This window comes from Pseudovibrio sp. Ad13 (assembly GCF_001623225.1).
GTDB lineage: Bacteria > Pseudomonadota > Alphaproteobacteria > Rhizobiales > Stappiaceae > Pseudovibrio.
Map to the genome: position 1 here is coordinate 78,237 of NZ_LMCC01000019.1, position 14,801 is coordinate 93,037.

Annotated in this window: 13 protein-coding genes; 3 read left to right on the plus strand and 10 right to left on the minus strand. The window is 50.1% G+C overall.

What is annotated here, in order from left to right; translation table 11 throughout:
- Positions 1 to 45: 45 nt before the first annotated feature.
- Both PsAD13_RS23810 and PsAD13_RS23815 read right to left on the minus strand, forming a co-directional pair.
- Entirely contained in the window at positions 46 to 1,263 is a 1,218-nt protein-coding gene (locus PsAD13_RS23810; protein ID WP_063319662.1) for a lytic murein transglycosylase, read from the minus strand.
- 202 nt (positions 1,264 to 1,465) lie between these two features.
- The gene (locus PsAD13_RS23815; RefSeq protein WP_208986910.1) at positions 1,466 to 2,977 is read right to left on the minus strand and encodes an outer membrane beta-barrel protein; all 1,512 of its coding nucleotides are present in this window, start codon (positions 2,975 to 2,977) and stop codon (positions 1,466 to 1,468) included.
- Positions 2,978 to 3,219: 242 nt separating this feature from the next.
- Here PsAD13_RS23815 and PsAD13_RS23820 point away from each other — a divergent pair, with 242 nt between their 5' ends.
- From PsAD13_RS23820 to PsAD13_RS23830, 3 genes are all read left to right on the plus strand, one after another.
- On the plus strand, positions 3,220 to 4,233 hold the full coding sequence (locus PsAD13_RS23820; protein WP_057461829.1) for a KpsF/GutQ family sugar-phosphate isomerase: 1,014 nt from the start codon (positions 3,220 to 3,222) through the stop codon (positions 4,231 to 4,233).
- 199 nt (positions 4,234 to 4,432) lie between these two features.
- On the plus strand, positions 4,433 to 5,203 hold the full coding sequence (locus tag PsAD13_RS23825; RefSeq protein ID WP_008551696.1) for a MotA/TolQ/ExbB proton channel family protein: 771 nt from the start codon (positions 4,433 to 4,435) through the stop codon (positions 5,201 to 5,203).
- Between the two features lie 24 nt (positions 5,204 to 5,227).
- Complete coding sequence (locus PsAD13_RS23830) at positions 5,228 to 6,088, plus strand: flagellar motor protein MotB (RefSeq protein ID WP_057461830.1); 861 nt, start codon at positions 5,228 to 5,230, stop codon at positions 6,086 to 6,088.
- Positions 6,089 to 6,090: 2 nt separating this feature from the next.
- Here PsAD13_RS23830 and PsAD13_RS23835 read toward each other — a convergent pair whose 3' ends face one another.
- The 8 genes from PsAD13_RS23835 to PsAD13_RS23870 all read right to left on the minus strand — a co-directional run bounded on the left by PsAD13_RS23835 (position 6,091) and on the right by PsAD13_RS23870 (position 14,789).
- The gene (locus PsAD13_RS23835; RefSeq protein WP_063290285.1) at positions 6,091 to 6,558 is read right to left on the minus strand and encodes an NfeD family protein; all 468 of its coding nucleotides are present in this window, start codon (positions 6,556 to 6,558) and stop codon (positions 6,091 to 6,093) included.
- 5 nt (positions 6,559 to 6,563) lie between these two features.
- Entirely contained in the window at positions 6,564 to 7,538 is a 975-nt protein-coding gene (locus PsAD13_RS23840; RefSeq protein ID WP_057461832.1) for an SPFH domain-containing protein, read from the minus strand.
- Positions 7,539 to 7,686: 148 nt separating this feature from the next.
- Positions 7,687 to 8,733 carry a ferrochelatase gene (gene hemH, locus PsAD13_RS23845; protein ID WP_063319664.1) on the minus strand — a complete coding sequence of 349 codons (1,047 nt, stop codon included), beginning with the start codon at positions 8,731 to 8,733 and terminating at the stop codon, positions 7,687 to 7,689.
- A 173-nt stretch (positions 8,734 to 8,906) separates the two neighbouring features.
- The gene (locus PsAD13_RS23850; RefSeq protein WP_063319665.1) at positions 8,907 to 10,151 is read right to left on the minus strand and encodes an AMP-binding protein; all 1,245 of its coding nucleotides are present in this window, start codon (positions 10,149 to 10,151) and stop codon (positions 8,907 to 8,909) included.
- A gap of 75 nt (positions 10,152 to 10,226) precedes the next feature.
- Positions 10,227 to 11,252, minus strand: a complete 1,026-nt coding sequence (locus tag PsAD13_RS23855; RefSeq protein ID WP_244275208.1) for a ribonuclease T2 — start codon at positions 11,250 to 11,252, stop codon at positions 10,227 to 10,229.
- A 123-nt stretch (positions 11,253 to 11,375) separates the two neighbouring features.
- Complete coding sequence (locus PsAD13_RS23860) at positions 11,376 to 12,239, minus strand: ABC transporter ATP-binding protein (RefSeq protein ID WP_063319667.1); 864 nt, start codon at positions 12,237 to 12,239, stop codon at positions 11,376 to 11,378.
- Between the two features lie 87 nt (positions 12,240 to 12,326).
- Positions 12,327 to 13,640 carry an ABC transporter substrate-binding protein gene (locus PsAD13_RS23865; RefSeq protein WP_063319668.1) on the minus strand — a complete coding sequence of 438 codons (1,314 nt, stop codon included), beginning with the start codon at positions 13,638 to 13,640 and terminating at the stop codon, positions 12,327 to 12,329.
- Positions 13,641 to 13,712: 72 nt separating this feature from the next.
- Entirely contained in the window at positions 13,713 to 14,789 is a 1,077-nt protein-coding gene (locus PsAD13_RS23870) for a branched-chain amino acid ABC transporter permease (RefSeq protein ID WP_063290290.1), read from the minus strand.
- Positions 14,790 to 14,801: the final 12 nt, after the last annotated feature.

Sequence of the window (14,801 nt, forward strand, 5' to 3'; positions counted from 1 at the left end):
AGGAACCAACCACCAGCATTGGTTTCCTGCCATTAGGAAACCCGATTATGTTCTACCTTGCAACCTATTAAGAAGCTTTATTGAATCGTGACCATCTGGAACCAGTCCCGACGCTTTTTGATAAGCCTGAATAGCCTGACGGGTCCTCTGACCAATCTTTCCATCTACAGCTCCAGGTTTATAACCCTTCTCGGAAAGCCCCTTCTGAAGCGCTTTTTTCTCGCTAAATGTCAGAGGGCGATCACCACGCGGCCATTCCACAGCAAAACCGGAAAGCCCCAACAATCGATCAGAAAGGTGCCCAACCCCAAGCGCATAAGCACTTGAGTTGTTATAGCGTTTGATCACGTAGAAGTTTTTGAGCAGCAAGAACGCAGGGCCCTTCGCTCCAGCAGGTGTATAAAGCCGCGCCATGTCAGCGCCACGTGGGAACTTCGAGCCATTCGCCCGCTTCACACCAAGCTTGCCCCAACTCACAACAGACTGCTGTTTGCGTTGGTTGCTTAAGCGGTAATTGAAGTTCTTCGGCAATGTAACTTCATAGCCCCAGGTCTGCCCGGACTGCCAACCCATCTTGTTGAGATAGGCTGCTGTTGAAGCCAACGCATCAGGGATGCTATTCCAGATATCTCTTTTTCCATCACCCGTAATATCGACCGCATAGGCCTGATAAGTCGTCGGGATGAACTGCGTATGCCCCATGGCACCCGCCCAGGACCCCCGCATTTGCGTAGGCGAAACATCACCATTTTGAAGGATTTTGAGAGCAGCAATAAGCTGCTTGCGTGCATATTTTCCGCGACGGCCACCATTATACGCCAGTGTCGCTAGAGCACGAGGCGTTGAACGAACAATCGATGTATTATCGAGAATACGCCCATATGAACTTTCCATCCCCCAAATCGCCAGCACGACATGACGGTTTACGCCATATTTGGCCTCGATCTTATCAAGCCAACCAGACCATTCATCCACCATGCGGCGCCCGTGGAGCACCCGATCCTCTGAAACGGCGCTATCCAGATACTGCCAGATAGCACGTGTAAACTCAGGTTGGTTCTCTGCACTCTTCTTAATTCGTGGATCAGGGGTCATCCCCTTGAAGACACGATCATAGAGTTGAGCGTTAACCCCTTGAGCTACAGCAGTCCGCTTATAGCTTGCAATCCATTTTTGAAAATCACTCCCCTGAGCAAAGCCGTAGGAGTTACTGAAAAATAGAAACCCAGCGCACAGGACAGCTGGCAAAGAAGAAAATCGCATACTGCTTTCTCCAGTCACCCGAATGGGAGGTTGTTAGGCGCACTTTGCGCAGTCTTTTTGCTTAGCCCTCGGAGGCATTACTGCCATGACTGTCAACCATGGTAAAAAAAAGGCCGTTTTTAATCAAAACCCCTTTTTAAGCTTGTCAATTTTTACTAGATGCATCTCAAAAAATTAACGCGCTCCAAAACACTTCAAGAATTCAGCGTCTTATCCGAAGGCCAGCTTCAATGAGGCTGCTCGTATAGTTGCTATTTGGCGAGGAGCTCTCAAACGCACGGAACGTATAACGAGAAAGCAGTGCTGCATCCTTGGAGAAAGCCCACACCAAACCAAAGGATCCAGTTCCCTCCTGCTCAACAATATCTACCCCTTGATACGTCCTGTAAGTGTAGCCAAACTGGACATCACCAACCAGGTCCTGAGTAAACTGATGTGCATACCGAACATCACCCGCATAAAGAATTGAACCAGAAGCTCCACTGATATTGGTTCCGCTAAAGCTGGTTGCTCCACCAACGGTCACAGTATCCCGGCGTGTAGGAGACCAAACAAAAGCTCCATCGAAAATCAGCCCCTGCAAAGCATCAAGGCGATTGTCATCCAGATACTCAGCCCGATAACCAACCCCAAACTCCCCCCGAAGCTTAGGTCCACGATCAACACGAAGACCGGATTTTACAAAGTAACCACGCGATGTTCTATCGAAGCAGGATGGATCACCGCTACAATCTTGATCGTATTTTCGGACAAGAAATCCACCTTCTAAGTAAGGTTCAAATGCAGCTCCATTATCAAATGATGTACGCAGAGTGGCATCAAACACAGTATTATCGCGAGGCTGCGAACTGCTCATTTGCCCGCCGTAAACCGTACGGTCCACACCAATGCCGCCACGCAGCTGAACCAACGAAACTTGCCTGCTGAGTGAGAACCTACCTCCAATTTCCTGCACAGAATTGGTACGCCCGGTCGACGCCTCATTTTCAGCAGAGGACCGCTCCTCTCGCGAAAATGAATAAACACCATCAATACCGGCAGTTGTCAGGTCACTCAAATCAAGACGCACATTCCCACGGCCGGTGACAACAGGCTGGTTATTGTCAGGTTCACTAAAGAAAGCGCGAAGGCTACCCCGAAGCTCCAACCCGAGTCCGTGCCGCTCCCAATTTGAAACCACACCAACTGCCGCATCAACTTCATAAAACCCATCCGGCGTACCGCCATTTGCCTGCTCAGCATTGTCGGTCCAGCCAAGGCCAGCATCAAACGACGGCGTCAGGCGTAACGATCCAAGCTGAATGCCAACAGGTCGGTCCTGAATAGTCTCTCCATCAAAAACACCCTCATCAGAATTCCCACCTCCACCGACGGGTCGTGAAAGACGAGAAGCAGCTGCAACTCTCTCCGAAAACTTGGCCTCCCTACTCCTGCGACCAGTACCAGTGAGTTGCTGGCTAACAGTCGGAACAGGAGGCTGAGTTGCGGTACCTGGTGGTCCTTCTTCAATCAATTGCTCAAAGGGCGCTGCATCCGTTTCAGAAGGATTTTCAAAATCCGCACTCGGGTCATTCTCAAAAGTGAGGCTATCCCTGAACTCCAGATCACTGGTTTGCGCAACAGCATAACACCATGGAAATGCGCCCAGCATCAAAACACAGGTCAGAATTGACCTGTTTTGAATGCTCTTCAAAACGTCAGGGCGCAACCACATAAAATATTCCAGCAATCCACCTTCAAATGAAGGAAATTCAACAAGCCCCACACTCGCCGAACATGGTTAACGTTTCCTTGCAAAGAGACTCTCTACCTCTGATTGTTTTATCCATTCAGATTTGGTAGAGGGGAAACCAAGTCTTGCCCCAGAGTGTTCACAATGCACTCTTATTTAGTGCAGGAATCTTGCTGCAAAAGCGTCATTGTGCTCCTGAGAGCAAAGCTAAGAAGTAGTGCCAAATGCATATGCCATCATTTCTAACGCATGAAGACCGTCCTCTGCGCCCGGCTGATGAGTGGATACACTCCGCTGCAAAGACAATTGAAACTGAGATTGCTGCGCTCAACGCGTTACAGGCAAGTCTTTCCAACGGCTTGGCAGAGCCTTTCACAAAAGCGGTAGAGACAATCGCTCACTCAAAAGGTCGCGTAATCGTCTCCGGTATTGGCAAGAGCGGGATCATTGGTACCAAGCTAGCTGCAACGTTAGCGTCCACCGGGACGCCCGCTTTCTTCGTACACGCAAGCGAAGCAAGCCACGGTGACCTTGGCATGATCACCGAAGATGATGTGGTTATTGCACTGTCCTGGTCTGGCGAAACCCAAGAGCTTGCAAGCCTGCTCGGCTTCACACGCCGTTTTAAGGTGCCGTTGATCGCTATCACCCGCAATGCAGCTAGTGCACTTGGTCAAGCCTCGGATATTTGTTTGACATTGCCTAAAGTTCCAGAGGCCTGCCCCCATGGATTGGCTCCCACATCCAGCACTTTAATTCAGCTCGCCCTGGGAGATGCGCTTGCAATTGCTCTCTTGGAAGCAAAAGGTTTTACAGCTCAAGACTTTAAGGTCTACCATCCTGGTGGCAAACTAGGTGCGAGCCTGATGCATGTTAAAGATGTCATGCACACAGGTGATCATTTACCAGTCGCCCAGAACGGTATGCTCATGAAAGAAGCTCTCGTTTTGATGACCCAAAAGGGATTTGGCGTTCTCGGCATTACCAATAATGATGGAGTACTCATTGGCGTCATCACGGATGGTGACTTACGCCGCCATATCAGCCCGAACTTTCTCGATATGAAAGTTGAGGATGTCATGACGCACAATCCAAAAACAATTGAAGAAACACTTCTGGCACCATCAGCACTGGAAGTAATGAATTCACTCAAGATCAGCTCACTATTTATTGTCAGTAATGACAAGCCAGTTGGAATCATACGCACACTTGATCTTCTGAAAATCGGCGCGGCCTGACCCGCACCTGGAACAAGCTCTTTGATGCCCGAGATGTGTTCATCCTCGGGCATTTTGATTCTCATAGCCATCCATTTGGTTCACATCTTCCAACAGCACAACCCAATTTTTCCCATTTATTAGGATTTGGTTAGCCTTAATACCCCAAATTAACACTAGTTAAATTGCCTCATCAAAGGCGCACATTCGGGTAAGCTAAATGGATCTAGCCACGATAATCGGCGTTATCGCTGCTTGCGTAACTGTGCTGATAGCTATCTTTCTGGGTGGAAGCTTCAGCCAGTTCGTTGACCTTCCTTCCATCTTGATCGTGGTAGGTGGCGGTCTCGCAGCCACACTCGTCAGATTCCCGCTAAATGGGTTGCTAAGTGCTTTTGGAATGGGAGCAAAACTCGCTTTCACCCATAAGAAGATCGAGCCTCGCGAACTTGTCGAGAATATCGCTCATCTTGCAGAAACTGCTCGTAAGGAAGGCCCTCTCGGTCTGGAGAATGTTGAGATTGAGGAACCTACCCTCGCCAAAGGCATGCAATATGTAGCTGACGGTTACGACTACAATCTCATTCGCGACTCGATGGAAAAAGAGCGGGATCTCTACCTGACCCGCTTGAATGAAGGCGCTCGCGTATACCGCGCACTTGGCGACTCAGCACCCGCCTTTGGCATGATCGGAACACTTGTTGGTTTGGTACAGATGCTTGCGACTATGGATGATCCATCCACAATCGGTCCCTCCATGGCGATTGCGCTATTAACAACGCTGTACGGCTCACTCATCGCAAACGTTGTGTGCATCCCGGTTGCCGATAAACTGGATTCCAAATTTGAGCAGGAAGAGCTAAATCAAACCCTTGTCATCGACGGCGTTTTGCAGATTCGTGAAAGCAAAAGCCCATCGCTGATCCGTGAAATGTTGCTGGCTTATATCCCAGAAAAAGGCCGCAGCGACATGATTGAAGCGGCGGCTTAGTCCTTCGGGCAAGGGAGAGACACAATGGCAGGTAGAAAAAAATCAGCTCCCGCAGGCGCACCCGCATGGATGCTGACGTTTGCAGACTTGATGTCTCTGCTCGTGTGTTTCTTCGTATTGATTATTTCGTTCTCGGTACAAGACAAGCAAAAACTTCAGGTTGTTGCAGGCTCGATCAAAGACGCATTCGGCATCAAACAGGTGACCAAACGCGCTGGTGTTCTTGAAATCGAAGGTGTGCCACTACGCGATTTCATGAAAGACATCACCTACGAGAAGCAAATTACAGACGCTGATTTTGCAACTGAGAGCCATCCGGAAAAGCGTAAACAAGGCCCGGAAGCAAACACCCACACCACCAAAAAGGCAGACATCGAGAAGCCGAGGCAGTTTGCAACCGCAGTCGTTTCGCTCCGGCAGGCATTTCAGGAAATGCCTGAGATCACAGAGATCTCCAACAACATCATTCTTGAAGAAACAGATGAAGGCCTTAACATCCTGATTGTGGATCAGGAAGGCCGTTCAATGTATCCGGAAGGGTCAAAGTACCCTTATGAGATAACAAGGCAGCTCCTCGCTAAAATGGCGCCTGTTCTGGCAAAAATGCCAAACCGTGTCCGCATTACCGGACACACGACGACAGGACAGCTCATCACAGCTCCAAGTGAAACTGGCTGGGAACTCTCAGCAGATCGCGCAAACACAGCACGACAGATTCTTTCCGAGTATGGTCTGCCCTCGAACAATATTCATTCTGTAGTGGGAAAAGCTGATTCTGAACCTCTCTTCCCGAATGACCCATATCTTGCAGCAAACCGCCGCATTTCAATTCTGCTGATGGCAGAAGAACCGCCGCTGCCACCAGATTTCAATCCATATCAATAGGCCTAAGCCTCTTCGCCTTCTGAAGCTGCTTCCACAATGAGAGTTGTGCCGTCTTGGCCGACGACTTTCACATGGGCACCTGCTGGTAAATCCGGGCCATTTACACGCCAAATAGAGTCACCAATCTCAAGCGTGCCTTTGCCATGAGCGAGTGCCTGCTTCAACACAAACACACGTCCTTGATATCGGCTCCCTCTTTTATTGAGATGCGGATCACCTTCTTTGTCATCATCTTTAACAGTCAAACGACGACCAATGAGGAGGAAGCTGACGGACAAGACACCCCACAGCACAAGCTGCCAGCGCCAGTCCATATCAAAATATGCAACCAGAGCGCCAACAACGAGAGCCGCTGCCCCAAACCAGATCAGGAATGAGCCAGGAACAGCTAACTCAAGCCCAATAAGAACAAGCCCGGAGGCAAACCAAACCCAAGGTTCGATACTGTTTTGGAACAGCTCAATCAGCATATCGATCAGCCCTCTGAACTACCGGTGTTTGGAATACGGCTGGAACGACGGTGTTCGTTGTCCCTCAGTACTTCTTTGCTTATTTCAGCAATACCGGCAAGGCTTCCAATCATCCCAGTTGCTTCCATAGGCAGAATGAGAGTTTTCTGGTTTGGAGATTTCGCAAGTTCACCGAACGCTTCAACATATTTGTTAGCCACAAAGTAGTTGATCGCACCCATGTCACCTTTGGCAATCGCCTCAGAAACCATCATGGTAGCCTTAGCTTCAGCTTGTGCCAGACGCTCACGCGCTTCAGCATCGCGCATAGCAGCTTGCTGGCGGCCTTCCGCTTCCAGAATGAGTGACTGCTTCACACCCTCTGCCTTAGCAATCTCGGCCTGCCGGGCACCCTCAGCTTCCAGGATCGAAGCACGCTTCTCACGCTCAGCTTTCATCTGACGCCCCATCGCATTAACCAGATCGTTCGGAGGGTTGATGTCCTTGATCTCAATACGAGTGATCTTCACACCCCATGGCTCACAAGCCGCATCAACGACACGCAACAAACGAGCATTGATTTCATCACGATTGGAGAGCAGCTCGTCCAGATCCATGGAACCCATGACACTACGAATGTTGGTCATGGTCAGATTCAGAATCGCATTCTGCAAGCCCAGGACTTCATAGGCCGCCTGAGAGGCGCTCAACACCTGATAGAAAGTCACACCATCAGCAGTAATCGTTGCATTGTCTTTGGTGATCACTTCCTGCGCTGGAACATCAAGCACTTGCTCCATCATATTCAATTTATGACCAATCTGGTCAATGAACGGGATGATGATGTTCAAACCCGGATGCAGCGTCTTCCGGTATTTTCCAAAGCGTTCAACTGTATAGTTGTAGCCTTGAGGAACCATCTTCGCGCCAGCAAATACAACAAAAATGATCACAGCCACTAAAATGAGGACAGTAATCGAACTACCTGTCAAAATATCCATATCTATTAATCCTTTGGAGGAATTTGCCTTAACTATCGTAGCTTTGTCCCATTAAAACCAGAGAAAACTGCACGAATAAATGCCAAAGAGCACCGCTTCCTAAAAGAAACGAGTGCTCTTCTTTACATAGTAAATTAAAACTTAACTTCTAGATCCAACCCTGAAGCTCACGGCGAACCACATTCTCCAGCACTGCCATACCTTCAGGAGCATCATTGAGACATGGAATATGCGTAAACTGCTCGCCGCCATGCTCTTCAAAGATCTCTGCTGCTTCACCTGCGATTTCTTCCAGAGTCTCAAGGCAGTCAGCAACAAAGCCCGGATTCAAAACAGCAATCCGTTTCACACCATCTTTCGCCAGCTTCTCAACTGTCTTATCCGTGTAAGGCTGCAACCACTCTTCTGGACCAAAGCGAGATTGGAAGGTGATCTGAAGCTTCGTCTCATCCCACGCCAGCTTCTCACGCAACAAGCGAGTCGTTTTCTGACAGTGGCAGTGGTATGGATCACCCTTATCAAAGTAGCTCTGCGGAATGCCGTGGAAAGACGCGAGAACCATCTCTGGTTCTTCATCCAACTCACTGAGCTTGTTCTTGATCGAAGCAGCAAGCGAGTCAATGTAAGTATCGTCATCATGATAAGGCGGCACAATACGAATGGTCGGCTGCCAGCGCATCTTCAAAAGTGAACGAAAGACTTCATCGTTTACGGTCGCCGTCGTCGAAGCTGAGTATTGCGGATACAACGGGAAGACGAGAATACGGTCGCAACCCTTTTCCCTCAGCGCATCAAGACGGCTCGCAATGGATGGATTGCCATAACGCATAGCCCAATCGACAACAACATTGTCACCCAGACCCGAAAGCATCTCAGAAAGCTTGTCAGATTGGCTCCGTGTAATGGTGCGTAACGGACTTTCATCCAGCTCGTTGTTCCAGATCTCTTTGTAGGCCTCACCGGACTTTTGCGGGCGCTTGCTCAAGACAATTCCATGCAAAATGGGCAACCAGAGAAAACGCGACCACTCAATGACGCGGCGATCTGAGAGAAACTCTGCCAGATAACGACGCATGGACCAGTAATCTGTCCCGTCTGGTGTCCCAAGATTTACAAGAAGCACACCCACTTTCCCAAAGGAGACCGGAGGGTGGTTTTCTTGCTTTGTTGCGTTACCGCTTGTGCTCTGGTTCATGAGACCCCTATGCGCATCAGATCCAATCCAATTGCTAAATAGAGTTTCCCAATGCCCGCGCCAAGGTCAAACCCTGTGATTTTCTGATTATTACCGTGAAACTACCCAAAATAGAAAAATGCCAGCCCACAAACGCAAACTGGCATTCTCAAAATCGATCAAATCAAGAGCTGCTATGCAGTCACTTCACGTTCGTCAGAAATCACTTTACCATCGTTTGGCAAGGTATTTGGGGCAACCAGCTCCACATCACCATTGAGGCCAGTGTGCTCTTTCAGAGATTTCTTCAAAGCCGCAATGAAATCATCACTTGCAGCTTCAGTCTCGACCTTCAGGATCATATGATCCTGCTCACCCTGGCGCACGACTGAGAGACGCGCACGCCCGGCCTCATCACCAGCGTTTTTGCGCAGACGTTCAATCTGTGCTGGGTCAACAAACATGCCCTTCACTTTGGTACGTTGGTCTGCTCGTCCCATCCACCCTTTCAGGCGCATGCTCGTACGACCACACGGCGAGATGCCCGGTAGCACTGCAGATAAATCACCCGTTGCGAAACGAATAAGCGGATAGGTTGGCGAGAATGTCGTCACGACCAACTCTCCCACTTCACCCGGTGAAACAGGCTCTCCCGTTCCAGGACGAACGATTTCAATAATGAAATCTTCGTTGGCGATCAGACCTTCCATGGCTTCACTTTCATAAGCCACGATACCTAGATCAGCCGTTGCATAGGCTTGCAGAACTTTCACGCCGCGACTTGCGTATTCCTCACGCAAGCTCGGATAAAGCGCACCACCGGAAACAAGACCATGCTTAATGGAGCTTACATCCGCCCCCAACTCGACAGCACGGTCCAGAATAACCTTCAGATAGTCCGGAGTACCGGCATAAGCCGTCGGGCGCAGGCTCGAGATCGCAGAAACCTGCATGTCCGTATTACCGATACCAGCAGGAAACACCACACAGCCATATGCACGTGCGCCCTGATCCAGAATGAACCCACCCGGTGTCATGTGATAGGACAGCGCATTGTGAACGATATCGCCCGGACGAATTCCAGTCGCATGGAACGCACGCGCTGATTTCCATGGATCAGCTTCGGATCCCTGCGGTTCCCAGATTGGTCCCGGAGACATAAAGATGCGTTTGTATGTAGAAAAATCGCCAGCAGCGAACCCACCAAGTGGGGGCTCTTCAGCCTGAGCCGCAAGAAGGTCCGCCTTACGGAGAACAGGGAGCTTAGCCAAAGCTTCACGGCTCGTCACTTCAGCTGGGTCAACATCTGCCAGATGCTTTGCCCAACCAGACGCCTCGTTCTTTGCCATGGCAATCTGCCCCGGCAACCGAGCCATCAAATCAGCTTCTCGTTCCTCTGGGGACCGGATCTCCAACTCATCAAAATATTGGTTTCCCATAGAAGCCCTCCCATGGCCTCAAACATCTTCCCAGCAGGAGACGAAAGCCTCCCGCAAATTTATTGGACAGGTACTCTAGTTAAATCCGACAGGATCAACGCGGCCCTGACAATCAGATTGCACCGGCTTCGCGGCCAACAGTAACTCACTCATCGGGGTATCTGGCTCAACCCTGCCCTTCAGATTGATAAAAAGCTCGGTAATTAAACCACCTTTGCAACGCACCTGAACGCGGTTCCCTGCACCAGCGCCAAAGGTTTCATCAAACGCCGCACGAACCTGCGCTGTCGTGAGCACCTCACCTATGTTGGCGGCAAACAGATCACGGACAGCTGAACCGTTCAATTGCTCCATAAGATCAAGAGATTCCGCGTAATACTCTTCTGCACTATCGCTGTAACAAGTACCGTGTTTTACCCATTCATAACGGTCCAGATGCGACTGAGCGCCCGGCATCACTTTATCCAGCTCTTCACGAGTTGCATCATCCAACTCAACTGGAGGCAACTGCCCCCGTGTAGAACGCTCTTCTGCCAGACGCTTTTCTTCCCGAGTCACACCACACCAGAAGTTCCCACGGGGCTGAGGCCACAAACCATGCAATGCAAAGTGGTTCGCATCAAACCGTCCTTCCACCTGAGAAGAACACTCCGGTATCTCTTGATGTGTTTGACAAAAAGCAGGTTGCCAGCTCGCAGCAAGCAGGAACTCAGCATCCGCTGATGGTCCTTTGACAGCAGGGCGAACCACATTTGATCCATCAGAACCTCCGGAACCATTGCCAGTATTCTGCCCGCTACCATCAGCTTCAACCAGATGCAGACCACAGGAAACATCCACCCAACGCTCAGCTGGATTTACGCCATTCATGCGAATGAAGTAATGAGATGCTTGCGATTTGTTCTTCCCAAGCAGTTCATAGGCTCGCATCCGTTCCACATGAACGTTTCCAGGATTTGTCTGCTTACGAATAGATTGAAATGCTGGACAGGCTTCCTCAGCAAGAAAGAAACCCTCCAACTTCACTTGAGAAGCAGCAGGCAAAACAGAGGCCACGCTCAAAAGCGCAGCCCCGACAATCACTTTAGAAAGAAAATGCATGTGGTCCTCCAAAATACCTTTTGCAGCAATAAGCAGCATGCAGATTATTCAAAACCAGATACATTGACTTCCTGTGACAGTTCACCCCCATGTTTTTAGGGGCAAGTTCTCAATTAATGTAGCTTACGCCAACCACCGCTTGCGGCGTTTGTAGTGTTTGCCATCACGGAAGGATTTTCGCCCTTCTCCGCCAACACCTAGATAGAACTCTTTCACGTCTTCGTTTTCGCGCAAAGAATCAGCATCACCATCCAGCACGATACGGCCAGCTTCCATGATGTACCCATAGGTCGCGTATTTAAGCGCAACGTTGGTATTCTGCTCAGCAAGAAGGAAGGACACACCTTCATTCTTGTTCAGCTTCTTCACAATCTCAAAAATTTCTTCTTGCAACTGCGGAGCAAGGCCCATGCTTGGCTCATCCAGCAAAATCATGTCCGGGCGGCTCATCAAGGCACGACCCACTGCACACATCTGCTGCTCACCACCAGAAGTATAACCTGCTTGAGAACTCCGGCGCTCACGCAAACGCGGGAAGTAGTCATACACCATTTCCAGATCGCGCTTGATCTCAGCATTGCCATCTTTGCGGGTGTAAGCGCCCGTCATCAGGTTGTCTTCAATGGAAAGGTGGCCAAAACAACGACGGCCTTCCATGACCTGAATGCATCCGCGCTGAACCAGCTCGTTCGGAGAAAGCGCCTGAACTTGCTTTCCTTGAAAAATGATATTGCCCTTCGTCACTTCTCCACGCTCTGCTTGCAGCAGGTTGGAGATTGCTTTCAGGGTCGTTGTCTTACCGGCACCGTTCGCACCCAGCAGAGCAACAATACCACCCTTAGGCACGGTCAAAGAAACACCTTTGAGAACCAGAACCACGTGGTCGTAAATGACTTCGATGTTGTTGATAGACAAAATGTCTTCGGCAACCTGCAGGTTAGCGGCTGGTGCCTTGGATTTTGATGTCTGTTCTGCAATTGCGTTCATGAGATCAGCCTTAACCTGCGAACATTCCGATTGTTTGAATTCGATAAATTGGCCGGGCACCACCGCGCCCGACCAAAACAACAAGGCTTAGTTACAAGCGAGGTCGCCACGACCAGGCCAAGGAGCATTGTTTTTCGCGTAGTCAGCAGCTTTTTCCAGTTCAAGCGGCTTGATCAGTTCACGATTTGGAGTCAGCAGGTCACTTGCCTGTACAAACTCTTCGCCGTTCCACTCAAGCATCCATGCACCAGAGTGACCAGTATGGTTGTCACAAGCCATCTTCAGTGGAGGTGTCATGCCCTTCATACCCAGCTCTTCAAGGCGAGCTGCAGTGATATCTAGGTTCTCAAGCCCCCAACGCAGCTGTTCTGCATTGATGTTCTTTTCACCAAAGTTGTCCTGAGCGGTTTTTGCTGCTTCAGCAAGGATCATAGAGATGATGATACCGCGCTGATAGAAGATGGTGTCCATGTCAGCTTCAGATTTGATTTCTGAGTTGCCTTTGGAAACAACATGCTTACGGATGTCTTCAAGCACTGGGAAGTTGCCTGGAGCATTGAAGCTGACAGACTTGTAGCCCTTCGCTTTAGCGCCAACGTTCTGCAGGTCAGCATCAGAGCCAGACCACCAGATGCCGATGAAGTTTTCCATTGGGTAGCGTGTCTTAACCGCTTCGGTGATCGCACCGGCGTTCATAGCACCCCAACCCCACATAACGACGTTGTCTGGACGCTCACGACGGATCTGCAACCACTGCGCAGACTGGTTCTGCATTTCTTTCAGACCAACAGGGATCGGAACCAGCTTGAAGTCATGCATTTCTGCAAGCTTTTCCAGAAGCGGAATTGGCTCTTTACCGAATGGGTGGTCAAGATGCAGAAGAACGATCTTCTTACCCTTCAGCGAAGACATGTCACCACCAGCAATGTAGTCGAGGATCATGTATGCGCCATCCCAGTAGGACACTGGTGGGTTAAACGCCCACGCAAACGTATCACCGTCTGACATTGGCGAGAAACCGTAGCCAGGTGCCAGAATAGGAATACGGTCCACGTTGGTGCGAGGCATAACCTGCAGAGTGATACCGGTTGACCATGGCTGCGTTACGAGAGCTTCTCCCTTAGTCTTCTCGTAGCACTCAACGCCTTTGTTGGTGTTGTAACCGGTTTCACACTCGATGTAATCGATTGGCACGCCGCCAATACCACCATCACGTTCGTTCAGCATAAGCATGTAATCACGCTGGCCGTTCATGATTGGCGTACCTGTACCCGCAAATGGGCCAGTACGGTATGTCAGGTTTGGAAAGTTAAGACCGTCTGCTGCCATTGCAGCTGTGCTCATGGCAACTGCAAGGGCACCTGTTGCAACAGCCTTACCTAAATTCGTAAAGTGTTTCATATTTTCCTCCGCGTTTGCGGCTCCCGCCGCGGACCATTTCCTCTATTCCCCAGCTGCTCCCGCAGTTCTTTATTAGTGAGGGAATGGCCAAATGATGAGCTTTTCACGAATAAGCGCCCAGAACCGCGCAAGACCGTGAGGCTCGACAATCAAGAACATGATAATGAGAGAACCAACCACCATAACGTTGACGTGTTCCATGGTGGCAGAACCGATACTCAGGCCAAGCATTTCTGGCAGAAGGTTCAACACAACCGGCAGCGCCACAATCAGGATCGCTCCGAGGAAGTTCCCCATCACACTGCCAAGGCCACCAATGATCGCGATAAAGACGATCTGGAAACTCATTGGAATATCAAAGAGGTTTGGCTCAGCAGCACCTTTCCAGAAGAACACCATCAGTGCGCCGGCAATACCCACGATATAGGAGCTGACAGCAAAGGCAGATAGCTTTGCACGCATCAGGTTGATGCCCACCAATTCCGCAGCAATATCCATGTCACGAACAGCCTTCCACGTACGGCCATACCGGCCACGTGTCAGGTTGATCATCGCAAAGGTCACAACGGATACGATGCCAAGAACAAAGTAGTACTGAACCATAGGCGACGCATTCGGACCTGTCACAACAAGACCGAAGATGTCCATGGTCCGCACTTCAATCGCGCCGGATGCATTGTAGTTGTAAAGCCACGCCCACTTCTCAAAGAGCCACACCAGAAAGAACTGCGAAGCAAGCGTCGCAATCGCAAGGTAGAAACCTTTAATGCGCAGCGACGGCAAACCAAACGCAACCCCAACCGCAGCTGAGAAGAAGCCAGAAAGGAACAACGCAACAATGATGTTCATTTCCGGGAAGATCGTAGTGATCTTGTAGCAAGCATAAGCGCCAACGCCCATGAAGCCCGCAGTACCCAGCGAAAGCTGTCCGGCATAACCAGTCAGAATGTTCAGGCCAAGCGAGGCCAGAGAATAAATCAGCACAGGCACAAGCAGAGCCTTGTAGGTGAACTCCGATGCGAACATCGGAAAGATCACATACATAGCGGCAAGGATCACAACCAGCAGGACCATATCCTGCTTGATTGGGAAGAGCGCCTGATCACTTTCATAGGTCGTTTTGAACTGACCAGAAGTTCTGTAAAACACGTCAGGCCTCCC